Genomic DNA, 25,634 nt, shown 5'->3' with positions numbered 1-25,634 from the left:
AGTCGGCCGTGAGCGAAAAGCCCCTGTGAGGAGCCTCGCACGTCATCAAAGGTGAATTGACCCGGAGCGACGCGTCCGTAGCGTTACGTGCGAAAAGACAGGGTGAAACGGCGGGACGGTGCGGTGCATCTGCGATACATAAGCAAAGGCGCACTGATCATGTTCGCGGGCGGGGACCCGTGGAAGATTAACGACACATTGCAGAGCGGCCGGCCAGCCCAGATCTCGATCCTTGCGACAGCGTTTCGCAACGCCGCGCGATCCACGGGGGAAGCGGAAGCCGTATTCCAGCTGGCGCGGAGTCGCTTCGACAAGGCTTGGACCCACGAGAACGGCGAGAATCCGATCAACGACTCGGCCGAGGTTCGACGGGCCACGACCTTGCTCGGGCTACAAGCAGCGCAATTGCCCAAAATTGGAGCCGGTCTAGAAAACGTCGCAGCCGCACTGACCGAGGCCCAACGATTAGGAAAGGGCGAGATTTCGTCGCTCGAAGGCGCGCTTCAAGGTCTCGACGATCAAATCGGTGAGGCTGTCCACCTGGAGCAAGACCCCCAGTTAACGGCCCAGGAGAGACAGCTGCTCGACCACTACATCGACGGCCTCGAGAAGCATGCGATCGACGACACCAAGGCTTCGCTGAAGAGTCTCACGCAAATTCGCGGCAAGTATTCTCAACAGCTGCACACTTCGTTGGCCAACCTGCGCAAGCAGGACGGGTACGCGCCACCCATACAGGCCTTCGACGGCGACGTTCCGAAGGATTCTCCAAATTTTGTGAGCGATGAAGAACGTCGCCACAACCAGATCGAGGCGTTTAAGCAGGTCTTCGGCCGCGAGCCAGCGTCGGCTGCAGACTGGGAGACCGCCGCCGCGCTGGATTCGCAGACCTATGACCCCAAGTTCAACGGCGCCAAATCGGAGATCCGAGTGGTGAGGATTCGCCCGGTACCCGGGCAGGGAGTGGTCCGTGCCTCGCAGTGGATCGAACAACGGGACGTGACCAGCTTTCCACCGTGGAAGCGAGACCTTGGGAACAACCGGGGACCCAATGCCAATTTCGACCCGGAAGACACCAAGGTCACCACATACATCGACTACGAAAATGGCATCGTCGTGCTACGGCAGAATCCTTCAGTCGAGGAGAACTCCACCGGCGGGCCAGGCCAGGTGAAAGTCGGCATACCCAAAGGCAGCGTGACGCAACTTCCCGATGGATCGGTTCGGATCAAATACGACGCGGGCAACCCGTTCGCCCCCCAGATCACGGGAGATCCCTCCGGACCATTTGCGGGCCATACAGTAACGGTCAACGGCGACCTCGTTTTCACGCCCGGAGCAGGAGGTGTGCAAGTTAACGGAACGCGCACTGACTACCCGTCCTTGGAGGTGTACCAGGACTTGCCAAACGGAGGCACCCGCACGGTATTGATTGACCCCGCTCAATCCGGCCGATCGTGGGGACCGGCTTTCAACTTGCCCGGCCATCACGACGTGGGCCCCCTCGGCGGCAAGGCATTCGCTCCGTTCGACACGGGTGGGTGGAGCACGAAATACGATGTGCCGGCTCCTTTGCCCGCAACCGGCTTTGGCTCGGTTACCGACATCCCTTCCGTCCCAACCTTGCCCACTGGCACCGCGGTCCCAGCATGACCACGATCAACTGAAAGCGACCACCGATGCCGTCTTTCCTTCGAGTTCGCGACTTGGACGCAAGCGCGTGGCGCACGGCGACGGTGTCCGCGCCCTTTGTCGTGCAGATCGTCCTAGGGTTGTTGCTCGCCACGATGTGGGTGTTAGGCAAGGGGCCCTTCACGACCGCACGCGGACATACCGAACGCAGTTGGATGCTCGTCGCCGCCGTAATCACCACACTGGTGTCGCTTGCGCTCGCAGCGCTCCTGATGCGGTCCTCGTCACCGCGTAACCGCGGTCTTGCGCTCAGCGTCGCGGGATCTTCCGCGACAGTGCTAGTCGGTGCGATTGTTTACGCTTATCTGGTATTGCGCTGAAAGGTCTTGTGATGACCGATGAATCGGTAATCCCTGCATTGAACTCGCGCTATGGCCCGGTCACTTTCGGGGTAGCGATGCTACATATTTTCGTCGTCGAGTTCACCACGTGGCTCTTCATGCCGTACTCGATTGTCTTTGTACTTCCGGTCGTTCTGATCTACATGGCGATCGCAGCTTTGGTTATGCAGGCCTCTGGAACGATGGGCAAGATCGGGCGCGGAATGCTCATCGGCAGCCTGTCCGGACCGCTCTCACTGATTATCTTTGGTGCGGCGTGGGCTATCGCCCACGCGATCGGTCCGATCTGACGCCAGGACTTCCGTCGCGTCCTCCCGCACCCATCCGCGGCGAGTATCTCGGGGAGAATATGCCGTGCCAGCTACTATCGCTTGGGTGTCGGACGGCGAAAAGGGCAAACCACGTCGGCGCCGGGGGCGCCGCCGCGGCCGTGGCACCCCGACTTCGTCCGAGAATCAAACCGCCGGTCAAGTGACGGGTGATTCGACGGCCACCAAGTCGCGCCGATCCCGGGGGTCGCGCCGCGGACCGGATCAGCTGCGCACCGTCCATGAGACCTCGGCCGGAGGGCTGGTCATCGACGGTCTCGATGGACCCCGCGAGTCGCAGGTCGCCGCGTTGATCGGACGCATCGACCGGCGGGGACGCATGCTGTGGTCGCTGCCCAAAGGGCACATTGAACTCGGCGAGACCGCCGAGCAGACCGCTATAAGAGAAGTGGCCGAAGAGACCGGCATCCGGGGCAGCGTGCTGGCCGCGCTGGGCCGCATCGACTATTGGTTCGTCACCGACGGCCGTCGCGTGCACAAGACCGTGCACCACTATCTAATGCGTTTCTCCGGCGGCGAGCTGTCCGACGAGGATCTCGAAGTCGCCGAGGTGGCCTGGGTGCCGATGGGCGAACTGCCGTCCCGGCTGGCCTACGCCGACGAGCGCCGCCTGGCCCGCGTGGCCGACGAGCTGATCGACAAGCTGCAGAGCGACGGTCCGGCCTCGCTTCCGCCGTTGCCGCCCAGCTCGCCGCGGCGCCGCCCGCAGACCCATTCGCGGACCCGGCATTCTGACAAACCGGCCGCGGGCCGGAAGAACGGCCACGGACCGGGGCCGTGACAGCTCCACGTCTGCATTGGGCCGGCCTGATGCGTATCGCCGCCGTGTTCGCCATCGTGGCCGGACTCGCGGTGCTCACCGGGCCGGTGATGCCGCGTGCGGATGCGGGCGAGCCCGGGGTGACGCCATTCGTCCGCGTCCGCATCGATCAAGTCACCCCGGATGTGGTCACCACGACCAGTCCGCCCGTCGTGACCGTCAGCGGCATGGTGACGAACATCGGCGACCGTCCGGTCCGCGACGTCATGGTTCGGCTCGAGCATGCCGGCGCGGTCACCGCCTCCGCGGGGTTGCGCACCACCCTGGACGGCGAGACCGATGGGTATCAGGCCGCCGCGGATTTCCTCACCGTCGCGCCCGAACTCCAGCGCGGGCAGGAGGTCGGTTTCACCCTGTCGGCCCCGCTGCGCGCATTGACCAAGCCGTCGCTGGGCGTGGAGAAGCCCGGCATCTATCCCGTCCTGGTCAATGTCAACGGCACGCCCGACTATGGTGCGCCCGCCCGGCTGGACAACGCGCGCTTCCTGCTGCCCGTGGTAGGGGTACCACCCGACCGCGCCGACGACGTGGGCTCGGCCGTCGCGCCCGACACCTCCAAACCGGTGTTGATGACCATGCTCTGGCCGCTGGCCGACCGGCCCCGGCTGGCTCCCGGTGTCCCGGGCGGAACCATCCCGGTGCGGCTGGTTGACGACGACCTGGCCACCTCGCTGGCCAGCGGCGGCCGGCTCGACATCCTGCTGGCCTCGGCCGAAGTCGCCACCAGTCACGACGTCGACCCCGACGGCGCCGTCGGCCGCGCGCTGTGTCTGGCGATCGACCCGGATCTGCTGGTCACCGTCAACGCGATGACCGCCGGCTATGTCGTGTCCAACTCGCCCGACGCCCCCGCGCAGCTGTCCGGCACCCCCACCCACCCGGGCGCCGGACAGGCCACCGCGACCGAATGGCTGAACCGCCTGCGCGCCCTCGCACACCGGACCTGCGTGGCCCCGCTCCCCTACGCACAGGCCGATCTGGATGCCGTGCAGCGCGTCAACGATCCCGGCCTGAGCGCCATCGCCACCACGAGCGCCAACAGCATCATCGACAAGATCCTGGACGTCCCCTCGATCCGCGGCGTCACGCTGGTGCCCGACGGCCCGCTGACCAGCCGCGCGGTCAAGCTGCTCAGCGCCAACGACAACACCGTCGCGATCGCCGCCACCGGCCTGCCGGCCGCCGAGGCGGAGGGCTCCGAGACCGCCGTCGACACCGCACCCCGGCGGTTGTCCCCGCAGGTCGTCGCCGCGCCATTCGACCCCGCCGTCGGCGCCGCGCTGGCCGGAGCGGGAACCACCCCCGAGGTGCCGACGTATCTGGACTCGTCCCTGACGGTTCGGCTCGGACACGATTCGGTGACCGCGCGCCGCCAGGACGCGTTGGGCTCGATCTTCTGGCACGCGCTGCGCCGCGACGACCCCCGCACCCAGATCCTGGTCCCGCCGACGACGTGGAACCTGCAGGCCGACGACGCCCAGGTCATCCTGACCGCGCTGACCACCACCATCCGGTCCGGTCTGGCGGTGCCGCGACCGCTGCCGGCGGTGATCGCGGAGGCCAACCAGGCTGCGCAAGCCCACCCCGAACCCCCGCAGGAGGTTGGCGACTACACGTCCGCGCGCGGCCAGTTCAGCGACGACGTCACCGCCGGCATCACCGGGCAGATCGGCCGGCTGTGGGGCCTGACGTCATCGTTGATGACCGACGATCGCACCGGGCTGACCGGCGTCCAGTACACCGCCCCGCTGCGCGAGGACATGCTGCGCGCGCTGAGCCAGTCCGAACCGCCGGACACCCGCAACGGGCTGGCCCAGCAGCGCCTAGCGGTGGTCGGTAAGACGGTCAACGACCTGTTCGGCGCGGTGACGATCGTCAACCCGGGCGGCTCCTACACGCTGGCCACCGAGCACAGCCCGCTGCCGCTGGCGCTGCACAACGGGCTGGCGGTCCCGATCCGGGTGCGGCTGCATGTGGACGCGCCGCCGGGCATGAACGTCACCGACGTCGGCCAGATCGAACTGCCACCGGGTTATCTGCCGCTGCGCATTCCGGTCGAAGTGAACTTCACCCAGCGCGTCGCCGTCGACGTCACTCTGCGGACCGCGGACGGTCTGCGGCTGGGTGAACCGGTGCGGTTGTCGGTGCATTCCAACGCCTACGGCAAGGTCCTGTTCGCTATTACGCTGTCCGCCGCGGCGGTGCTCATCCTGCTAGCCGGCCGCCGACTGTGGCACCGCTTCCGCGGCCAACCCGACCGCGCCGACCTGGACCGCCCCGACCCACCCGATGCCCGGCACGCCGCCGAAGTCGGCCGGGCGCCCGACGAGGCCGACCAGCCGGTCGAACAAGAGCACCGAGTATGACCCCCGCCTATCGGCAGGCCCAACCAGACCACCGCCTGCCCGATCCGCCGCGCCATTCCCGGACGTCGGGCTCACCACCGACCGGCCCGCTGCCGCCCGTTGCCGCCGAGATCGATCGTCGGCGTCCCGAGCTGTCGGACGCGGCGCTGGTGTCGCGGTCGTGGGGGATGGCCTTCGCCACGTTGATCAGCCGGCTCACCGGCTTCGCCAGGGTGGTGCTGCTGGCCGCGATCCTGGGCGCCGCGTTGTCCAGCGCGTTCTCGGTGGCCAACCAGCTGCCCAACCTGGTGGCGGCCCTGGTGCTGGAGGCGACCTTCACCGCGATCTTCGTGCCGGTGCTGGCGCGCGCCGAGCAGAGCGACCCCGACGGCGGCGCGGCGTTCGTGCGGCGCCTGGTCACCTTGACGACGGCGCTGCTGGTCTTCGCCACCGTGCTGTCGGTGGTGGCCGCCCCGCTGCTGGTGCGGTTGATGCTGGGCCGCAACCCGCAAGTCAACGAGCCGCTGACCATCGCATTCGCCTACCTGCTGCTCCCCCAGGTCCTCGCCTACGGCCTCACGTCGGTATTCATGGCGATCCTGAACACCCGCAACGTCTTTGGGCCCACCGCGTGGGCGCCGGTCCTCAACAACCTCGTCGCGCTGGTCACCCTCGCGGTCTACGCGCTGGTTCCCGGCGAGCTGTCGGTCGATCCCGTCCGGATGGGCAACGCCAAGCTGCTGGTGCTCGCCGTCGGCACCACGCTGGGCGTGTTCGCTCAGACCGGGCTGCTGCTGGTGGCGCTGCGACGCCAGCGCGTCGACCTGCGCCCCCTGTGGGGAATCGACCAGCGGCTCAAGCGCTTCGGCACCATGGCCGCCGCGATGGTGCTCTACGTGCTGATCAGCCAGCTCGGCCTGGTCGTCGGCAACCAGATCGCCAGCACCGCAGCGGCATCCGGCCCCGCGATCTACAACTACACCTGGCTGGTGCTGATGCTGCCGTTCGGCATGATCGGCGTGACGGTGCTGACCGTGGTGATGCCGCGGCTGAGCCGCAACGCCGCCGCCGACGACACCAAGGCCGTGCTCGGCGACCTGTCGCTGGCTACCCGGCTGACGTTGATCACGCTGATCCCGATCGTGGCGTTCATGACCGTCGGCGGCCCCGCGATGGGCAGCGCCCTGTTCGCCTACGGCCATTTCGGAAACGTCGACGCCGGATACCTGGGCGCCGCGATCACGCTGTCGGCCTTCACGCTGATCCCCTACGGCCTGGTGCTGCTGCAGCTGCGGGTGTTCTACGCGCGCGAACAGCCGTGGACCCCGATCGTCATCATCCTCGTCATCACCGCCGTCAAGATCGTGGGTTCGGTGCTGGCGCCGCACCTCACCGACGACCCCAAGCTGGTGGCCGGTTTCCTGGGGCTGGCCAACGGCGTCGGGTTCCTGGCCGGTGCCGTCATCGGCTATGTCCTGCTGCGACGCACGCTGCTGCCGGCCGGTGGCCAGTTGATCGGCGTCGGCGAAGCACGCACCATCCTGGTGACGCTCACCGCGTCGATGCTGGCCGGCTTGATCGCCCACGTGATCGACCGGCTGCTCGGGCTGGACGGGCTCACCGAGCACGGCGGCGCCGGCTCGGTGCTTCGCCTGCTGGTGCTGGGGCTGATCATGCTGCCGATCACGGCCGCCGTCATGCTGCGCGCACAGGTCCCCGAGGCGCGGGCGGCGCTGGACGCCCTCCGCTACCGCATCACGGGCCGCGGACCGCGCCCGCGCAAACCGAGTGCCAAGGATCGATCGTCTCACCGGCGCCCGGTCACGTACCCTGAGCAGAGGAATTCGTCCCCGCCTGGGGCAAATGCGGTCCAGGAGCCGATCCGGCGCAGGCCTCCGGAGCGGGCAAACCGAGCCCGGCTAGCGAAAGGACCGGAGGTGACCGACCGCCCGATGGAGAGCGCAACCCCCAGCGCTGGGCCTGGCGCAGGCTCAGGTACTCCGCTGCCACGGTCGGTCGCCGACGACTTCCAGCCCGACATCCCCGCCGTTGGCGAGCCCAAACGGCCCGCCCCGCGCCCGTCCGACCAGGCCAACGGCGACATCCCCGGCGACGTCTGCCGCGCACCGACCCCGTTCGAAGCGCCGCGCGAACGTCATGCGGATCCGGCCGGAGACGACGTGCACCTGGTCCCCGGCGCCCGCATCGCCGGCGGCCGCTACCGCCTACTGGTGTTCCACGGCGGCGCCCCGCCACTGCAGTTCTGGCAGGCGCTGGACACCGCGCTGGACAGGCAGGTGGCGCTGACCTTCGTCGATCCGGACGGTGCCCTGTCCGGCGAGGTCCTGCAGGAGATCTTGTCGCGCACCCTGCGGCTCAGCCGCATCGACAAACCCGGCATCGCTCGCGTGCTCGACGTTGTGCACACCGGCTCCGGCGGCCTCGTCGTGTCCGAGTGGATTCGCGGTGGCTCGCTGCAGGAGGTGGCCGACACCGCGCCCTCACCGGTGGGCGCGGTGCGGGCCATGCAGTCGCTGGCCGCCGCCGCCGACGCGGCCCACCGAGCCGGTGTCGCCCTGTCGATCGACCACCCAAGCCGGGTGCGGGTCAGCATCGAGGGCGACGTGGTGCTGGCCTACCCGGCCACCATGCCCGACGCCAACCCGCAAGACGACATCCGCGGCATCGGCGCCGCGCTCTACGCCTTGCTGGTCAACCGGTGGCCCATCGTGGAGAGCGGGGTGCGCAGCGGCCTCGCGGCGGCCGAGCGCGACTCGTCGGGCAATCCCGTCGAACCCATGTCGCTCGACCGCGATATCCCCTTCCAGATCTCCGCGGTCGCCGTCCGCGCGGTTCAGGAAGACGGCGGAATACGCAGCGCCTCAACGCTTTTGAACCTGCTCCAGCAGGCCACCGCGGTCGCCGACCGCACCGAGGTCCTCGGCCCGATCGACGATTCGCCCTCGCCGTCGACGGCGCTGATCTCATCCGGTCAGGAGCAGGCGTCCTTCGCGCGGCGGCGGCGCAACGTGCTCATCGGTGTCGGTGCCGGCCTCGCCGTCATCGTGGTCGCCCTGCTGGTGCTGGCGTCGATCGTGAGCAAGATCTTCGGCAACGTCGGCGGTGGCCTGAACAAGGACGAGCTCGGGCTGAACAGCCCCTCGTCGTCGTCCGCGTCGGTGTCGTCGAGCGCCCCGTCCGCGGCCGCGGGCAGCGTCGTCAAACCCACCAAGGCGACCGCCTTCTCCCCCGACGGCGACGCCGACAATGCGGGGACGGCTGGGCAGGCGATCGACGGCGATCCCACGACGGCCTGGGCGACCGAGGTCTACACCGACGCCGTCCCATTCCCCAGTTTCAAGCAGGGTGAGGGGCTGATCTTGCAGCTGCCCAGCCCCACCGTGATAGGCCAGGTCAGCATCGACACGCCCAGCAACGGAACGAAGGTCGAGATCCGCGCGGCCTCCTCGGCGACGCCGTCCAGCCTCAACGACACCACAGTCCTGGCACCGGCCTTCACGCTCAAACCCGGCCACAACGTGATCCCGGTCAAGGCCGGCTCGCCGACGTCGAATCTGCTGGTTTGGATCTCGACGCTGGGTTCCACCAGCGGCAAGAACCAGGCGGGCTTTTCGGAGATCACGGTCCAGGCCGCGTCCTGATCCGCGGCCCATTCCACACACTCACATCAGCAGTTGCGAGTGAAGTGCCGCGCCATACGCAATTGGTTAATGTCCGGCCGTGGGCTTCGGGAGAAACGCCAAGCGCGAGCGCAGTGACGCCGAGCTGCTGGCAGCCCATGTGGCCGGCGACCGGTACGCCTTCAGCGAGCTCTTCCTCCGTCACCAGCGGCACCTGCACCGGCTCGCCCGGCTGACCACCCGCACCCGCGAGGACGCGGAAGACGCGCTGCAGGACGCCATGCTCTCCGCGCATCGCGGTGCCGGCGCGTTCCGGCATGACGCCGCCGTCGGCAGCTGGCTACATCGCATCGTCGTCAACGCCTGCCTGGACCGGCTGCGCCGCACCAAAGCGCACCCGACCGTGCCGCTGGAAGACATCTATCCGGTCGCCGATCGCACGGCTCAGGTCGAGACCACAATGGCGGTGCATCGCGCCTTGATGCGGCTGCCGGTCGAGCAGCGGGCCGCGGTGGTGGCCGTCGACATGCAGGGTTACTCGGTGGCCGACACCGCCCGCCTGCTGGGTGTCGCCGAAGGCACGGTCAAAAGCCGCTGCGCTCGCGGCCGGGTGCGGCTCGCCGAACTGCTGGGCTACCTCAACGCCGGCGCTCACGCCCTGCCGGACGCCACCGCCGGCCAGGCCTGACCGCTTCTCCGGCAGCCGCCCCCGCGGGCCAGCGTGGCCATCGGTGCGTGCATGACGGACACTGGGTCCGATGAACGCAGCGGACAACGACGCGGCGGATGACCGCAGCGCGGGATCAGACCCACCGCTGACCGTTGAACTGCTCGCCGACCTGCAGGCCGGCATTCTCGACGACGAGGCCGCCGCCCGCGTCCGCAGCCAAGTCCGCGCCGACCCGCACGCCGCCGACGTGCTGCGCGCCTTGAATCGGGTCCGCCGCGAAGTCGCCGCCGCCGGTGCCGACCCAGGCGCGCCGCCCGACCCTCCCCCGCAGGTCACCAGCCGAATTTCGGCGGCCTTGCGCTCAGCGGAGCCTGTGTACACCGACGCGACCGGGCCCGCCGATCACGCCGCCCGCCCGCACATCCGCCCCGGCCGCACCATCGCGGCGGCCGCCGGTGTGTGCGCCGTGCTCGCCGCGATCGGCTTCGGGACCGTCGCCCTCCTGCACGCCCCGGAACCCGCCCCGGACACCCCCGGCGATGTCGCGCACATCACGGTGTCGACGCCGCCGATGGAGATCCCGCTTTCGCAGAACGAAATCCTCGGCCTGCTCGACCACGGCCCCGACTACGGCGCGCTCAACGACCCGGCGCGGCGCGCATCGTGCCTCACCGGTCTCGGCTATCCCGCGTCCACCCAGGTCCTCGGGGCGCGCCCCGTCGAGATCAACGCCCGCCCCGGCATCGTTCTGGTGATACCCGGCGACAGCCCGCACCTCCTGGCCGTGTTCGCGGTATCGCCGAACTGCAGCGCCGCCGATACCGGACTACTGGCCAATACCCAGGTCCCCCGCCCTTAATGTGGTCCCATGGGTACCGCACACCCGGGAACAGCCGTACCTACGCTGGCGTTTACACAAGTCCAGAGACGAATCGCTTGAAAGGTTTTCATGACCACCGACACAGTGCATGACGTGATCGTTATTGGTTCGGGTCCTGCTGGGTATACCGCGGCGTTGTATGCGGCGCGGGCGCAGTTGGCGCCGGTGGTGTTTGAGGGGACGTCGTTTGGTGGGGCGTTGATGACGACCACTGAGGTGGAGAATTTCCCGGGGTTTCGGGATGGGATCACGGGTCCAGAGTTGATGGATCAGATGCGTGAGCAGGCGTTGCGGTTCGGGGCGGATCTGCGGATGGAAGACGTCGAATCGGTGTCGTTGCGGGGTGCGGTCAAGACGGTGACGACCGCTGAGGGTGAGACGGTGCGGGCGCGGTCGGTGATCTTGGCGATGGGTGCTGCGGCGCGGTATTTGGGGGTACCTGGTGAGCAGGAGTTGCTGGGCCGCGGTGTGTCATCGTGTGCGACCTGTGATGGGTTCTTTTTCAAGGGTCAGGATATTGCGGTGATCGGGGGTGGGGACTCGGCGATGGAGGAGGCCACGTTTTTGACCCGGTTTGCTCGCAGTGTGACGTTGGTGCACCGGCGTGAGGAGTTTCGGGCCTCGCGGATCATGCTGGAGCGCGCGAAGGCCAATGACAAGATCACCATCGTGACGAGCAAGGCGGTCGAGGCGGTCGAGGGTGAGCAGACCGTGACCGGTGTGCGGCTGCGTGACACCATCACCGGGAAGGTGTCGACGTTGGCGGTGACCGGGGTGTTCGTGGCGATCGGGCATGACCCGCGCTCGGAGTTGGTGCGCGAGGTGCTCGAGACCGACCCCGAGGGTTACGTGCTAGTCCAGGGCCGCACCACCGCTACTTCGATTGAGGGGGTGTTCGCTTCCGGGGACCTGGTGGACCGCACCTATCGCCAGGCCATCACCGCCGCCGGCAGCGGCTGCGCGGCCGCCATCGACGCCGAACGATGGCTCGCCGACCACGAAGAGGCCAGCGCCGCCGCACAAGGCGCCGCCACCGAATTTCCCGGCAGTAACGACACATTGATTGGAGCGCCACAATGACCGACGCCGAAAAAGCCGGTGCCACAATAGAAGTCTCTGACGCGTCATTCTCCACCGACGTGTTGTCCAGCAATAAGCCTGTGCTGGTTGACTTTTGGGCGACCTGGTGCGGCCCCTGCAAGATGGTTGCGCCGGTTCTCGAAGAGATCGCCAGCGAACGGGGCGAACACCTCACCGTTGCCAAGCTCGACGTCGATGCCAACCCCGAAACCGCGCAGAACTTCCAGGTGGTCTCCATCCCCACCCTGATCCTGTTCAAAGACGGACAGCCGGTGAAGCGGATCGTCGGCGCGAAGGGCAAGGCGTCCTTGCTGCGTGAGCTCTCGGACGCGGTTCCCGACCTGGGCTGACATTTATTTAAATCGTCACCCCACGCCCCGCGCATGGCCTGGGGTTTTCCTGAATTTACGAAGCGTCTGCGACAATACGGTTAGCTGTTGCCTACATCTGAGCTTGTCAGTTAGTCCCGGAGGGCCCTTGGTATGCCGAGTCCGCGCCGCGAATACGGCGACGCGCTGCGCTGTGGTGACCGCAGCGCAGCTGTGACCGAGATCCGGGCAACGCTGGCCACACTGGGCCTGCTGGATAGCCTCGAGGACGATCTCAACACCGGGCGGCACGTGGCCCTCGAACTTTTCGATTCCGAGCTTGACCAGGCGGTTCGCGCCTTTCAACAGCATCGCGGTCTGCTGGTGGACGGCATCGTGGGCGAGGCCACCTACCGCGCGCTGAAGGAGGCGTCGTACCGTCTCGGTGCGCGCACGCTGTATCACCAATTCGGGGCCCCGCTGTTCGGCGATGACGTCGCCACGCTGCAGGCCCGGTTGCAGGATCTCGGCTTCTACACCGGTCTGGTCGACGGCTACTTCGGGTTGCAGACCCACAACGCCTTGATGTCATATCAGCGTGAGTACGGGCTGTCCGCCGACGGCATCTGCGGCCCGGAAACGTTGCGCTCCTTTCACTTCTTGAGTTCACGGGTCACCGGCGGATCTCCGCACGCGCTGCGCGAGGAGGAGCTGGTTCGCTCATCCGGTCCCAAACTGTCGGGCAAGCGGATCATCATCGATCCGGGCCGCGGTGGCGCGGACCACGGCACGATCATGCAGGGCCCGTCGGGACCCGTCAGCGAAGCAGATGTGTTGTGGGACTTGGCCAGCCGCCTGGAGGGACGGATGGCCGCGATCGGCATGGAGACCTTCCTGTCCCGACCGGTCAGCCGCAGTCCCCTCGATGCCGAACGCGCCGCCACCGCGAACAACGTCGGCGCCGACCTGATGATCAGCCTGCGCTGCGAGAGTCAGATCAGCACCGCCGCCAATGGGGTGGCTTCCTTTCACTTCGGCAACTCGCATGGATCGGTCTCGACCATCGGGCGCAATCTCGCCGACTTCATCCAGCGAGAAGTTGTGGCCCGCACCGGTTTACGGGACTGCCGGACGCACGGCCGAACATGGGACCTGCTGCGCCTGACCCGGATGCCGACGGTACAGGTTGACGTCGGTTACATCACCAACCCGCGGGATCGCTCGATGTTGGTCTCGACCCAGACCCGTGACGCCATCGCCGAGGGAATCCTCGCAGCGGTCAAGCGGCTCTACCTGTTGGGCAAGAACGACCGGCCAACTGGCACATTCACTTTCGCCGAATTACTGGCCCACGAACTGTCGGTGGAGCGCACCAGCCAACTCGGCGGTTCCTAGGCTCTAACCGCCCTGGGTGGTTTTCAACGCATTCGCCGTCGTGGACCCAGCGCCCACCGGCTGCTCCAGATGCGCGTTCTCAAGCAGGCGCTCGAGGGCCGCCTCCACTTCCGCCTTCCACCCGAGGCCCTTGTCGAGCTCGAGCCGCAGTCGTGGGAAGTACGTATGTGGCGCCACCACAACGAAACCCGCGTCTTTCAAGAATTCCGCAGCCATGACGCAGTGGTCGACCGAACAGTCGCCGACGGCTTCCAGCACTGGCCGCACGTCCGGAGCGACGAGGCGAGGATCCTGCAATTCCGAAGCCGCCGGCGTGCGGCCGAACGCTTCGAGCGCGCGGACGCCGCGGCGCACCAGTTCGTCGATCACCCGGGCAATCAAACCGTGCGGTAGGTCGTCGGCCGCCGGCCCGGGTTCGATGCCCATCGACGTCAACAACACCGCGTCCGCGGACACCGGACCGGTGGGGAATCGCTGTGCCCGCGGCACCGCCCGCGGCGGCGCATAGAACACGTAGCCCAGGCACGGTGGCTCGGCCTTGCTTCGCTCGTCCGGGACGGCGGTCGCGACCTGCCCGCACGAGCCCCACTCCAGCATCACCATCGACAACCACGCTTCTTTTTCAAATTCGGGGTCGGCGAGGTGGTCCTGCTTACCGAGGGTCGCGGGATCAACCTCCCAAAAGACGCACCGGCGTGCGTGCTTGGGAAGCTGCTCGAACGCCTCGAGCCGTAGCGGCATGATTCGAGCGGACACTAGCCTCCTGGCTCCTGTGCGGTACTGCCGCGATCTGCACCGGCAACCCCTCCAGGATAAGAGAGGTGGTCGTGATCGGGCCAGCTTTGGCGTGGCCGCGGGGGGTTGGGCGGCCCGAACGGCCGGCACTGCGGCGCCGCAACGCGCCTATGGTCGAAAGGTGTTGATGCGCATGCTATTTCGTCGGGCCGCAACACCTGGGACAGGTGCATTCCCCACAAAAACGGCGCCGGTGTCACAGTGACGTAATTACACGGTGTCCTAGTTCATGCCTTGGGCGGGGACATGACGTCGATGATTCGCTGCAAATCGTCCACCGAGCCGAACTCCACGACGATCTTGCCTTTGCGCTTGCCCAGACTGACCGTGACGCGGGTGTCGAAGGCCGTCGAGAGCTTGTCGGCAACGTCTTGCAGACCCGGCATCTGGATCGGCTTGCGCCGCGGGGCCGTCGGCGTGGCCGCACCACCCCGGTTGGCCAACGTGACCGCCTCCTCGGTGGCCCGCACCGACAGCCCCTCGGCGACGATCCGGGTGGCCAGCTCCTCCTGGGCTTCCGGGCCCGCCTCCAGCGACAGCAGTGCGCGCGCGTGGCCGGCGGACAGCACGCCGGCGGCCACCCGCCGCTGCACCGCGATCGGCAGCTTGAGCAACCGGATCATGTTGGTGATCAACGGCCGCGACCGACCGATGCGGGCGGCCAGTTCATCGTGGGTGACCCCGAACTCGTCGAGCAACTGTTGGTAGGCGGCCGCCTCTTCCAACGGGTTCAGCTGCACCCGATGGATGTTTTCCAATAGGGCGTCGCGCAGCAGATCGTCATCGCCGGTCTCCCGCACGATGGCCGGGATGGTCGCCAGGCCGGCCTCTTGGGCCGCGCGCCAGCGCCGCTCCCCCATCACGATCTGGTAACGCGCACCGCTCGCGGAATCCTTGACGGGCCGCACCACGATCGGCTGCAAGAGACCGAACTCGCGGATGGAGTGCACCAGTTCCGACAGCGCTTCCTCATCGAAGACCTGCCGGGGCTGACGCGGATTGCGTTCGATGTCCGCCGGTGCGATCTCGCGATAGACCGCTCCCATCGGGGAGGCGTCCTGTGGCGGCGGTCCCCCGATCAACACGTCGGCGGCGGCGTCACCCATCCGCGGGCCGAGCGTCGCCGGCCCGGAGTCACCCTCCGCGGGACCGGTCGGAATTAGCGAAGCCAGGCCCCGGCCGAGGCCGCCCTTCTTGCGTAACGGCTGCGTCATGGTCGTCCCTTCGCGGATGGTGGTCAATCGCGCTCGGCGAGTTCGCGGCTCGCATCGAGATAGCTCATCGCCCCGCGTGAGCCGGGGTCGTAATCGATGATTGTCATGCTGTAGCCCGGCGCCTCGGAAACCTTGACGCTGCGCGGAATCACCGTGCGCAACACCTTGCTTCCGAAGTATCGGCGTACCTCCTCCGCGACCTGGTCCGCGAGTTTGGTGCGGCCGTCGTACATGGTCAGCACGACGGTGGTCACCTCGAGCTTGGGATTGAGGTGGGCCTTGACCATCTCGATGTTGCGCATCAGCTGCGACACGCCCTCCAGGGCGTAGTACTCGCACTGGATGGGGATCAGGACCTCCGGCGCAGCGACGAGCGCGTTGATGGTCAGCAATCCGAGCGATGGCGGGCAGTCGATGAAGACGCAGTCGAAGTCGAGGCTGTCCAGGTCGGCCAGCGCGGTGCGCAGTCGGTTCTCGCGCGCCACCATGCTGACCAATTCGATTTCGGCACCGGCCAGGTCGATCGTTGCGGGGATGCAGAACAGACGCTCGTTGTGCGGACTTTGCCGCAGGGCGTCGTGCACGGCGACCTCGCCGAGTAGGACCTCGTACGACGACGGCGTGCCGGACTGGCGGTCGGTGATACCGAGTGCCGTGCTGGCGTTGCCCTGAGGGTCGAGGTCGATGACGAGGGTCTTGAGTCCCTGCAGCGCCAGGGCAGCCGCGAGGTTGACGGCGGTGGTGGTTTTCCCGACGCCCCCCTTCTGATTCGCGACCGTGAACACCCGGCGATGGGACGGCCGGCGCAGCGGCGGGTAGGTGGTGTGCAGCACCCGCATCGCCCGCTCGGCGGCCGCCCCGATCGGGGTGTCGAATTCGTCCGCTGTTTCACGTGAAACATTCGTTGCGGCGGTCGGCGTGGATGCAACCCGCGGCGGTACGGACACGTCCGGATTCGCCGGCGCTGCCGCGTGCTGAAAGTCTGCCGGCGCCTGCGGAGCCACCGGCCAATCTCGTGAAGAACTCATCGGGTTCCGGCCTTCCCGGTCCGTGCCGGCTTGTGGTGTGGCGGCTTTCCGCGTCGCGCTGAAACTACGGTTGCGGGGGGACGCAAATAGGTCGCGCCACATGTCACCACCCTGACATCAGCGGCGCCCGATGCTGCCATCACACGCCGGTACTGTTCAACTTCATCCGAAGCCCGCTCCCCCTTGATGGCGAGCATCCGTCCGCCCGGGCGCAATAGTGGCAAGCTCCACTTCGTCAGCTTGTCCAACGATGCAACCGCTCGCGACACCGCAGCATCCCTCTCCCCGAACCGGTTGCGTACTCCTGGCTCTTCCGCACGGCCACGGACCACCCCGACGGCTAACCCTAGTTCGTCGCTGACCTCGTTGAGAAATTCGCTGCGCCGCAGCAGCGGCTCGAGCAATACGACGTCGAGATCGGGCCTCGCGATCGCCAACGGTATCCCGGGCAGGCCTGCCCCGCTGCCGATATCGATGATCCGCTCGCCCGAGCCCAGGAGTTCGCCGAGGACCGCGCTGTTGAGTATGTGGCGGTCCCAAATTCGGTCGACCTCGCGCGGGCCGAGCAGCCCGCGTTCCACCCCGGCGGTCGCGAGCAGTTCTGCATAGCGTCGTGCGATTCCGAGCCGGTCGCCGAAGATCGCGGCCGCGGAGTCGGGGGCGGCGCGGGTCCCGGCGCCCTCCCCCGGTGGGCCCGTCGCGGCATCGGCGGGACCGACATGTTTCACGTGAAACATCCTCTAGTTGGAGCGCACACTTGCAACCTTCGGAGGCCGGACGGGCGACGGGAACTACATGGCTGTAACTCTGGGCGGGATCAGTCGAGCAGGACGACCACGCGGCGCGCGGGCTCGACGCCCTCGCTCTCGCTATGCACTCCGGCGACCGCCGCGACGGCGTCGTGGACGATCTTGCGTTCGAATGGAGTCATCGGCGAGAGCTCTTCACGTTCCCCGGATTCGAGCACCCGGCGCGCGACCTTGTCGCCCAGCGCCGCCAGTTCCTCTCGGCGCCGCCGGCGCCAGCTGGCGATGTCCAGCATCAACCGGCTCCGCACCCCGGTCTTCTGGTGCACCGCGAGCCGGGTCAGTTCCTGCAGCGCGTCGAGCACCTCGCCGCCGCGGCCGACCAACTTGTTCAAGTCGTCGCTGCCGTCGATGCTGACGATCGCGCGGCTGCCCTCGACGTCCAAGTCGATGTCGCCGTCGAAGTCCAACAGGTCCAACAACTCTTCGAGGTAGTCGCCGGCTATCTCGCCCTCGGCGACCAACCGCTCCTCAAGATCATCGATTCCCTCCGAACCGGACTCCGCGGCATCCTCAGCGGCCGATTGCGCGTCGAGCTCCGTATCGACGTCGCGCTCGGTGGTGTCGGCGTCTGTCATGTCTTCTCTCCCTCTTCCATGGGCCCCAGCCCAATTGGGGTCGCCCTGTCCGGCGGCCCTGATAGCTATTCCGCCCGGATCAGCGTTTGCGTTTTTTCGGCCGCGCCCCGGGCCGCGGCGTCCGGTTGGTTGGGCCGTTGCCCGCGTCAGCGGCCGGCCCGTCGGCCACATCGGAATCCATCGCCGTGGAACCGGACGCATCACTGTCGTCGTCGGCCGTCGACGAGCCGTTCCCACCCGGCGCAGCGGCCTTGGGATTCCGTTTCGGCTTCGCTCCCGGCGCCGGCGCATTGGCCGCACGGCGCTGGATCACTTCTTGCTTCTTGGCTTCGTCCTCTTTTTCGATCATCCCGAAGACGTAATGCTGCTGCCCGAAGGTCCAGATGTTGTTGGCGAACCAGTACAGGATGATCGCGAGCGGAAGGAACGGGCCACCGACCACGACGCCGAGCGGGAAGACGTAGAGCGCGAGTTTGTTCATCATCGCGGTCTGCGGGTTGGCCGCCGCCTCCGGACTCTGCCGCGCCACCGACGCCCGGCTGTTGAAGTAGGTCGCGACGCCGGCCAGGATCATCACCGGCAGGCCCACCGCGATCACGGCCGGTCGGTCGAAGAACGTGAACGCATCCAGACCGGTGCGCTGCGTCATGGAGGCACCGATGGGTGCACCGAACAAATTGGCGTCCAGGAAGTGCGCGACGTCGGTCGGGGTGAAGACGTAGTTTCCGGTCAGCCGGTTCTGCGCCACCGACAGGTGGGGCTGACCGAAGCCGCCAGTGGTCCGGTTGAACGAACGCAGCACGTGATACAGACCCAGGAACACCGGGATCTGCGCCAGCATCGGCAGGCAGCCCAGGATCGGGTTGAAGCCGTGCTCGCGCTGCAGCTTCTGCATCTCGAGCGCCATGCGCTGGCGATCCTTGCCGTACTTCTTCTGCAGCGCCTTGATCTGTGGCTGCAGCTCCTGCATCTGGCGCGTGGTGCGGATCTGCCGCACGAAGGGCTTGTAGAGCAGCGCCCGCAGGGTGAAGACCAAGAACATCACCGACAGCGCCCAGGCGAAGAAGTTCGACGGCCCCAGCATGGAGGCGAACAACTTGTACCAAACCCACATGATCCACGACACCGGGTAGTAGACGAAGTCGAGGCTGAAGAAATCAAACAAAAGATCCACTCTCCCCTCGCGGCGCTGGGACAACCCAAGCGCCGCTGGCGTTTTGGCAATTCACGTGGCTTCCGGGGCGGTCCGGTATCGGATCCCATCCGCCTTCATGCCATGGTCCGCACCTGGCGAGTCTGGCCGCAGCCAACCAGCTCCCCCGAATCAGGCCGTACTCGTTGAGCGCATCGACCGCGTACTGGCTGCATGTTGGAACGAAGCGACACGTCGCCGGGCGTAGCGGCGACACCATATGGCGGTACAGCTGGATCAGAAAGATCACTCCGCGCGCGGCGGCCCTTCCGGTTCTACGGGTGAACACCCGCAGCCACGCCAGTGCTGTCACGACTTACTCCCCGCCGCCGGCACCCGTCGTAAGCACCGGCGCAGTTCCTGCTCGAGCCGGGCCGAGGACGCGGTGCGGCTGCTGGGCAGTGCACGGATGACGAGCTGATCGGATTGGCCGAGCTCACTCAGCAGCGTGCGGACCACATGCCGCAGCCGGCGCGAAACCCGGTGGCGTTCCACGGCGGACCCGACGGGCTTGCCCACAACCAATCCGACGCGCGGCGCACTGATTTCGTCGCAGTCCACTGCACGACGAAGGTGCACGACGACATCGGGCTGTGCCAGACGAATCCCGCGCTTCACCGTCGCGTCAAAGTCAATTGACCGCGTCATGCGGTTGCGCGCGGGAAGCACCGCCGAAAAACCTGACGTTGCGATCAGGCAGATAGCGCGCGGCGACCCTTGCGGCGCCGGCCGGACACGATCGCACGTCCGGCACGAGTGCGCATCCGCAGGCGGAAACCGTGCACGCGGGCTCGGCGCCGGTTATTCGGCTGGAAGGTCCGCTTGCCCTTGGCCACGACGTTCTCCTCGTTGTGTTGCCATCCGGCCGCTCAGACGTTTCGCATCGGGCTCGTCTGCGGTTCGACCGGAGGTGGTCTTGGTGCTGCTGGCCGGCGCGGTCCCCAAGTGGTTCGGGTCGCAGCCGTATCGCCGACTTTCGGGCGACTGTTTGAGGGTACTGACGAGGCTTCGCCTGGTCAAACCTGGCTTCCCACAACGGACCCGCCGGGAGGGCCGAAGAAAGATTCCCGTTTCGGTCACACCCACCACCGACGTGGCTACCATAACGAGCCGAAGCAAGCCCCACGTACCCTAAATGACCCGATTGGAATGCAGCGGAACTGTTGGCAGCCGAACGGAAAACTGTTAGCTTCTGCGAAGTCGTTTTAGACTGAAGCAGCACTCGACAACGAAGCGAGGATGGTGGATCGACTAGCTGCCTAGACAACCTTTCGAGGTTCTCTTCCAGCGCGGAGATCGCGAGCCGTCGCCGGTAGGTTGTGGCTCGCCTACGATCACCCTGTCCACACCTGTGTATAACTATGTGGACAGTTGTTTCGTCGCCAAGCGTGTGTAACTCGGGTCGGGATGTTCGAGAACCAGGGAGATGCGTCGTTGACCGATGACCCCGGTTCCAGTTTCACAACAGTGTGGAATGCGGTCGTATCCGAACTCAACGGAGAGCCCACCGCAGACGGCATCGCCGCCAACCGCACGACTCTGGTCACTCCCCTCACCCCTCAGCAACGTGCGTGGCTGAATCTGGTTCGCCCGCTGACCATCGTCGAGGGATTTGCTCTGCTGTCAGTGCCGAGCAGTTTTGTCCAAAACGAAATCGAACGACATCTGCGGGCTCCCATCACCGATGCGCTGAGCCGCCGGCTCGGGCAGCAGATCCAACTGGGCGTCCGCATCGCTCCCCCGCCCGACGATGTCGAAGACGCGCTCATCCCGCCGGCGGAGCCGTTCCCCGGATCCGACCCGTCCTTCCCCGCCGACGCCGCAGCCGTCGAGACGGAGGAAGCTTTCGAAAACAGCGAAACCGTCAGCGATAACCAGCCTGGCTGGCCCAACTACTTCACCGAGCGTCCACACGCGATCGATCCGGCCGTCGCCGCCGGGACGAGCCTCAACCGGCGCTACACCTTTGACACTTTTGTCATCGGCGCCTCCAACCGGTTCGCCCATGCCGCCGCCCTGGCCATCGCCGAAGCGCCGGCCCGGGCTTACAACCCGTTGTTCATCTGGGGTGAATCCGGTCTGGGCAAGACCCACCTGTTGCACGCCGCCGGCAACTACGCGCAGCGGCTCTTCCCCGGGATGCGGGTCAAGTACGTCTCCACCGAGGAATTCACCAACGACTTCATCAACTCGCTTCGCGACGACCGCAAGGTCGCGTTCAAGCGCAGCTATCGCGACGTCGACGTGCTGCTGGTCGATGACATTCAGTTCATCGAGGGCAAGGAAGGTATTCAGGAAGAGTTCTTCCACACCTTCAACACCCTGCATAACGCCAACAAGCAGATCGTCATCTCGTCCGACCGGCCGCCCAAACAGTTGGCCACCCTCGAAGACCGGCTCAGGACGCGATTCGAATGGGGCTTGATCACCGATGTGCAGCCCCCGGAGCTGGAAACCCGCATCGCCATCTTGCGCAAGAAAGCGCAGATGGAGCGGCTCGCGGTCCCCGACGACGTCCTCGAGCTGATCGCCAGCAGCATCGAGCGCAACATCCGAGAGCTCGAAGGCGCGCTGATCCGTGTTACGGCGTTCGCGTCGCTGAACAAGACGCCGATCGACAAGGCGCTGGCCGAGATTGTGCTCCGCGACCTGATCGCCGATGCCAGCACCATGCAGATCAGCGCGGCCACCATCATGGCGGCCACCGCCGAATACTTCGATACCACCGTGGAAGAACTCCGAGGCCCCGGCAAGACCCGGGCGCTGGCCCAGTCGCGCCAGATCGCCATGTATCTGTGCCGCGAGCTCACTGATCTCTCACTGCCCAAGATCGGGCAGGCATTCGGCCGTGATCACACCACGGTCATGTATGCGCAGCGCAAGATCTTGTCCGAGATGGCCGAGCGGCGTGAGGTTTTTGATCACGTCAAGGAGCTCACCACTCGCATCCGTCAGCGCTCCAAGCGCTGAGTTCTCTGCTCCCCCAGCGCTGCCGGCGCTGATTTTCGTGCTTTCGCTGCCCGTGCTTGAGATTTTTTTCGAGAAACTTCATGCCCGTCTGTCACATCCGCCACACCCAGGGGATGTGCGCAGGGGTGTGCACAACGCAATTAAACGCCGGTGTAGTAACAAGCCTTGCGTGCACAGCCGTCGTTCGTCCCCATCGGCCCAACATGTCACCCACAGGCCTGCACGCCGCGATGCACAACCCGATCGTGGCCCTTAGCTGCGCCGAGACCGTGCTGTCCCCAGAATGCACAGGCCTTAATACTGGTACTGAGATCTCTTCATCGGTTCTTCTTTGAAATACAGGCTTGGGGACGCACGGTGCACGGCCGTCGTTTCAAGCCTTCGTCAGCTGGGGTTGTCGGGCTTTGCGATTAGCTTTCAAGATGGCGCCGGAGGATCTACGGTTGATCTTCGACTGCCGTTGCGTTCGTCGTTGGCATTACGTGTCATCAGCGTTCGTAGCGGAGCCCCGTGCTAGCGGGGGGCGGCTAGCCAATGGATTTTGAAAACGCTGGGTAGGTGAAGGGACGCTATGGACGCGGCGACGACAACGGCTGGCCTCAGCGACTTGAAATTTCGTTTGGTGCGGGAGTCTTTCGCAGACGCGGTGTCCTGGGTGGCGAAGAACCTGCCGTCCCGGCCTGCGGTGCCGGTGCTTTCCGGTGTGCTGCTCTCGGGAACCGATGAGGGCCTGACGATCTCCGGATTCGACTACGAGGTATCCGCCGAAGCACAGGTGGCAGCCGAAATCGCTTCTCCGGGAAGCGTTTTGGTATCCGGCCGGTTGCTGTCCGACATTGTGCGGGCGCTGCCGAACAAGCCGATCGACTTCTACGTCGACGGTAACCGGGTGGCGTTGCACTGCGGAAACGCCAGGTTCTCGCTGCCGACGATGGCGGTTGAGGATTACCCGACGCTGCCGGCGCTGCCGGAAGAGACCGGGACGCTGCCCGCCGACCTGTTCGCCGAGGCGATCAGCCAGGTCGCCATCGCGGCCGGCCGCGACGACACGTTGCCGATGCTGACCGGAATCAGGGTTGAGATTTCGGGTGACACGGTGGTTTTGGCCGCTACCGACAGGTTCCGCTTGGCAGTTCGCGAGCTGACCTGGTCGGCGGCCGCGCCCGATATCGAAGCCGCGGTTCTGGTCCCGGCCAAGACGCTGGCCGAAGCCGCGCGGACGGGCGCCGACGGCTCCGAGGTCCGGCTGTCATTGGGTGCGGGGTCGGGCGTGGGCAAGGACGGATTGCTCGGCATCAGCGGTAACGGCAAGCGCAGCACCACCCGTCTGCTCGATGCGGAATTCCCGAAGTTCCGCCAGCTGTTGCCGGCAGAGCACACGGCGGTCGCGACCATCAACGTCGCGGAGTTGACCGAGGCGATCAAGCTGGTGGCGCTGGTGGCCGATCGGGGCGCCCAGGTGCGGATGGAATTCAGCGAGGGATCGCTGCGCCTGTCCGCCGGCGCCGATGACGTCGGCCGAGCCGAGGAGGACTTGGCGGTCGATTTCGTTGGGGAACCGCTGACCATCGCCTTCAACCCGACTTATCTGACGGACGGACTGGGATCGGTCCATTCCGAGCGGGTGTCGTTCGGTTTCACAACGCCTGGTAAGCCGGCGTTGCTGCGTCCGGCGTTGAATGACGACAGCCACCCGACCGGTACGGGCCCCTACAGCGCCCTGCCGACCGATTACGTCTACTTGTTGATGCCCGTCCGGTTGCCTGGCTAGGTGTACGTCCGGCATTTGGGACTGCGCGACTTCCGGTCCTGGGCACACGCCGACCTCGAACTACAGCCTGGTCGGACGGTCTTCATCGGTTCCAACGGGTATGGGAAGACGAATCTTGTTGAAGCGCTGTGGTATTCGAGCACCATGGGTTCACACCGGGTGGGTACGGATGCCCCGTTGATCCGCGCTGGCGCCGCTCGCGCCGTGGTTTCCACGATCGTGGTCAACGAGGGCAGGGAGTGCGCGGTCGATCTGGAAATCGCGGCCGGCCGGGCGAACAAGGCGCGGCTGAACCGTTCACCGGTGCGCAGTACGCGCGAGGTGATCGGGGTCTTGCGCGCGGTGTTGTTTGCTCCCGAGGATCTGTCCTTGGTCCGCGGTGACCCGTCGGACCGGCGGCGCTATCTCGACGATTTGGCGACGGTGCGCCGGCCGGCGGTGGCGGGGGTCCGGGCTGACTACGAAAAGATCTTGCGGCAGCGCACGGCGTTGTTGAAATCGCTGTCCGGTGGGCGCTACCGCGGCGATCGGAGCGCACTGGACACGTTGGACGTCTGGGACAGTCGTCTCGCCGAATACGGTGCCCAATTGATGGCTGTCCGTATCGATTTGGTGAACCAGCTGGCCCCGGAGGTCGAGAAGGCCTATCAGCTGCTGGCGCCGGGATCGCGCGTTGCCTCCATCGGTTATAGATGCAGCCTGGGCGCCGAGGCCGCGGCGGATATCGCTGGTGCCGACCGCGAGTTCCTGGAAGCCGCCTTGCTGGCGGCATTGTCCGCGCGCCGCGATGCGGAGCTGGAACGCGGCATGTGCCTCGTCGGCCCGCACCGCGACGACTTGGAATTGTGGCTCGGCGACCAGCCTGCGAAAGGCTTTGCCAGCCATGGGGAATCGTGGTCGTTCGCGTTGTCACTGCGGTTGGCCGCTTACGAATTACTGCGCGATGAAGAAAGCGATCCGGTGTTATTACTCGACGACGTGTTCGCCGAACTCGACGCGGCGCGGCGCCAAGCCCTGGCCACGGTGGCCGAATCGGCCGAACAGGTGTTGGTCACCGCGGCGGTCCCCGAAGACGTTCCGGCGGGTTGGGAGGCTCGGCAGGTGTACGTCGACTTGCGTGACAGCGACTCGGGACCGGCATCGGAGATGCGCTCATGACCGGCACGGATGACGGTCCGCGTCCCACCGAGCCGCTCAGTGCGCTGAGTGGGATCGATCTGGTGCGGCGCACCCTCGAGGAGGCTCGCGCCGCCGCGCGGGCTCAAGGAAGAGACGCCGGCCGAGGCCGCGCGGTGGCCCCCTCCCCGCGCCGGGTGGCGGGCCAACGACGCAGGTGGTCGGGGCCCGGGCCAGATGTGCGCGATCCCCAACCGCTGGGCAGCCTCGCGCGTGACCTGGCGAAAAAACGGGGTTGGTCGGCGCAAGTCGCCGAGGGCACCGTGCTGGGCAACTGGGCGACCGTCGTCGGACATCAGATCGCCGACCATGCGACGCCGACCGCCCTCAACGATGGTGTGCTGAGCGTGGCCGCCGAATCGACGGCGTGGGCCACCCAGTTGCGGATGATTCAGTCGCAGTTACTGGCCAAGATCGCCGCCGCCGTCGGCAACGGGGTGGTGACGTCGTTGAGAATCACGGGGCCGGCCGCGCCCTCGTGGCGCAAGGGGCCGCGTCATATTGCTGGAAGAGGCCCGCGCGACACCTACGGTTAGGGCGTTCGATTCCCGTCCGCGGATCCCCGTGCGGGGTTCGGCCACAGGCCTCTGAAATCCGCCAGGA

23 protein-coding genes are annotated in these 25,634 nt (G+C 66.5%); 14 read left to right on the top strand and 9 right to left on the bottom strand.

Annotation, left to right across the window (positions count from 1 at the left end):
• The first annotated feature begins 159 nt into the window (after nt 1-159).
• The 10 genes from ACZYVJ_RS15075 to ACZYVJ_RS15030 all read left to right on the top strand — a co-directional run bounded on the left by ACZYVJ_RS15075 (nt 160) and on the right by ACZYVJ_RS15030 (nt 13,501).
• Nucleotides 160-1,653 carry a putative alpha/beta hydrolase gene (locus tag ACZYVJ_RS15075; protein ID WP_463831753.1) on the top strand — a complete coding sequence of 498 codons (1,494 nt, stop codon included), beginning with the start codon at nt 160-162 and terminating at the stop codon, nt 1,651-1,653.
• 370 nt (nt 1,654-2,023) lie between these two features.
• Nucleotides 2,024-2,323 carry a hypothetical protein gene (locus ACZYVJ_RS15070; RefSeq protein WP_463831752.1) on the top strand — a complete coding sequence of 100 codons (300 nt, stop codon included), beginning with the start codon at nt 2,024-2,026 and terminating at the stop codon, nt 2,321-2,323.
• A gap of 85 nt (nt 2,324-2,408) precedes the next feature.
• Nucleotides 2,409-3,143: an NUDIX hydrolase gene (locus ACZYVJ_RS15065; RefSeq protein ID WP_463831751.1), complete on the top strand. Its 735-nt coding sequence runs from the start codon at nt 2,409-2,411 to the stop codon at nt 3,141-3,143.
• Nucleotides 3,140-5,548 carry a hypothetical protein gene (locus tag ACZYVJ_RS15060; protein WP_463831750.1) on the top strand — a complete coding sequence of 803 codons (2,409 nt, stop codon included), beginning with the start codon at nt 3,140-3,142 and terminating at the stop codon, nt 5,546-5,548. Before ACZYVJ_RS15065 ends, ACZYVJ_RS15060 begins: the two co-directional genes overlap by 4 nt.
• The gene (locus ACZYVJ_RS15055; protein WP_463831749.1) at nt 5,545-9,189 is read left to right on the top strand and encodes a lipid II flippase MurJ; all 3,645 of its coding nucleotides are present in this window, start codon (nt 5,545-5,547) and stop codon (nt 9,187-9,189) included. The genes ACZYVJ_RS15060 and ACZYVJ_RS15055 overlap by 4 nt, the downstream gene beginning before the upstream one ends.
• Nucleotides 9,190-9,268: 79 nt before the next feature.
• Nucleotides 9,269-9,856: an RNA polymerase sigma factor SigM gene (gene sigM / locus ACZYVJ_RS15050; RefSeq protein WP_463831748.1), complete on the top strand. Its 588-nt coding sequence runs from the start codon at nt 9,269-9,271 to the stop codon at nt 9,854-9,856.
• 70 nt (nt 9,857-9,926) lie between these two features.
• A complete protein-coding gene (locus ACZYVJ_RS15045; RefSeq protein WP_463831747.1) occupies nt 9,927-10,697 on the top strand; it encodes a hypothetical protein in 771 nt (256 codons plus the stop codon).
• A 90-nt stretch (nt 10,698-10,787) separates the two neighbouring features.
• A complete protein-coding gene (trxB, locus tag ACZYVJ_RS15040; RefSeq protein ID WP_463831746.1) occupies nt 10,788-11,798 on the top strand; it encodes a thioredoxin-disulfide reductase in 1,011 nt (336 codons plus the stop codon).
• Complete coding sequence (gene trxA, locus ACZYVJ_RS15035; protein ID WP_007769743.1) at nt 11,795-12,148, top strand: thioredoxin; 354 nt, start codon at nt 11,795-11,797, stop codon at nt 12,146-12,148. Before trxB ends, trxA begins: the two co-directional genes overlap by 4 nt.
• A 132-nt stretch (nt 12,149-12,280) precedes the next feature.
• Entirely contained in the window at nt 12,281-13,501 is a 1,221-nt protein-coding gene (locus tag ACZYVJ_RS15030; RefSeq protein ID WP_463831745.1) for an N-acetylmuramoyl-L-alanine amidase, read from the top strand.
• Between the two features lie 3 nt (nt 13,502-13,504).
• On the opposite strand, the gene ACZYVJ_RS15025 is transcribed toward ACZYVJ_RS15030, so the two are convergent.
• The 9 genes from ACZYVJ_RS15025 to rpmH all read right to left on the bottom strand — a co-directional run bounded on the left by ACZYVJ_RS15025 (nt 13,505) and on the right by rpmH (nt 19,950).
• Entirely contained in the window at nt 13,505-14,257 is a 753-nt protein-coding gene (locus tag ACZYVJ_RS15025) for an acetyltransferase (RefSeq protein ID WP_463831744.1), read from the bottom strand.
• Between the two features lie 266 nt (nt 14,258-14,523).
• On the bottom strand, nt 14,524-15,510 hold the full coding sequence (locus ACZYVJ_RS15020) for a ParB/RepB/Spo0J family partition protein (RefSeq protein WP_463831743.1): 987 nt from the start codon (nt 15,508-15,510) through the stop codon (nt 14,524-14,526).
• A gap of 23 nt (nt 15,511-15,533) precedes the next feature.
• Nucleotides 15,534-16,538 carry a ParA family protein gene (locus ACZYVJ_RS15015; RefSeq protein ID WP_463831742.1) on the bottom strand — a complete coding sequence of 335 codons (1,005 nt, stop codon included), beginning with the start codon at nt 16,536-16,538 and terminating at the stop codon, nt 15,534-15,536.
• Nucleotides 16,535-17,275 (bottom strand): 16S rRNA (guanine(527)-N(7))-methyltransferase RsmG, encoded by a 741-nt coding sequence (gene rsmG / locus ACZYVJ_RS15010; RefSeq protein ID WP_463831741.1) that lies wholly within the window; start codon nt 17,273-17,275, stop codon nt 16,535-16,537. Before rsmG ends, ACZYVJ_RS15015 begins: the two co-directional genes overlap by 4 nt.
• Before the next feature lie 80 nt (nt 17,276-17,355).
• The gene (locus ACZYVJ_RS15005) at nt 17,356-17,922 is read right to left on the bottom strand and encodes a Jag family protein (RefSeq protein ID WP_463831740.1); all 567 of its coding nucleotides are present in this window, start codon (nt 17,920-17,922) and stop codon (nt 17,356-17,358) included.
• 79 nt (nt 17,923-18,001) lie between these two features.
• Nucleotides 18,002-19,096: a membrane protein insertase YidC gene (gene yidC / locus ACZYVJ_RS15000; RefSeq protein WP_463831739.1), complete on the bottom strand. Its 1,095-nt coding sequence runs from the start codon at nt 19,094-19,096 to the stop codon at nt 18,002-18,004.
• Nucleotides 19,080-19,427: a membrane protein insertion efficiency factor YidD gene (yidD, locus tag ACZYVJ_RS14995; protein ID WP_463831737.1), complete on the bottom strand. Its 348-nt coding sequence runs from the start codon at nt 19,425-19,427 to the stop codon at nt 19,080-19,082. Before yidD ends, yidC begins: the two co-directional genes overlap by 17 nt.
• The gene (gene rnpA / locus ACZYVJ_RS14990; RefSeq protein WP_463831735.1) at nt 19,424-19,783 is read right to left on the bottom strand and encodes a ribonuclease P protein component; all 360 of its coding nucleotides are present in this window, start codon (nt 19,781-19,783) and stop codon (nt 19,424-19,426) included. Before rnpA ends, yidD begins: the two co-directional genes overlap by 4 nt.
• Nucleotides 19,784-19,806: 23 nt before the next feature.
• Nucleotides 19,807-19,950: a 50S ribosomal protein L34 gene (rpmH, locus tag ACZYVJ_RS14985; protein ID WP_003874369.1), complete on the bottom strand. Its 144-nt coding sequence runs from the start codon at nt 19,948-19,950 to the stop codon at nt 19,807-19,809.
• Between the two features lie 598 nt (nt 19,951-20,548).
• On the opposite strand from rpmH, the gene dnaA reads away from it, so the two are divergent.
• From dnaA to ACZYVJ_RS14965, 4 genes are all read left to right on the top strand, one after another.
• Nucleotides 20,549-22,084: a chromosomal replication initiator protein DnaA gene (gene dnaA / locus ACZYVJ_RS14980; protein ID WP_463831733.1), complete on the top strand. Its 1,536-nt coding sequence runs from the start codon at nt 20,549-20,551 to the stop codon at nt 22,082-22,084.
• Between the two features lie 571 nt (nt 22,085-22,655).
• The gene (gene dnaN / locus ACZYVJ_RS14975; protein ID WP_463831732.1) at nt 22,656-23,855 is read left to right on the top strand and encodes a DNA polymerase III subunit beta; all 1,200 of its coding nucleotides are present in this window, start codon (nt 22,656-22,658) and stop codon (nt 23,853-23,855) included.
• Nucleotides 23,856-25,013: a DNA replication/repair protein RecF gene (recF, locus tag ACZYVJ_RS14970; protein ID WP_463831731.1), complete on the top strand. Its 1,158-nt coding sequence runs from the start codon at nt 23,856-23,858 to the stop codon at nt 25,011-25,013.
• A complete protein-coding gene (locus ACZYVJ_RS14965; protein ID WP_463831730.1) occupies nt 25,010-25,567 on the top strand; it encodes a DUF721 family protein in 558 nt (185 codons plus the stop codon). Before recF ends, ACZYVJ_RS14965 begins: the two co-directional genes overlap by 4 nt.
• Nucleotides 25,568-25,634 lie beyond the last annotated feature (67 nt).

This window comes from Mycobacterium sp. IDUB_3 (assembly GCF_055419585.1).
Note: the sequence above shows the minus strand (reverse complement) of the source record. Positions and strands in the feature narration are given on the sequence as shown.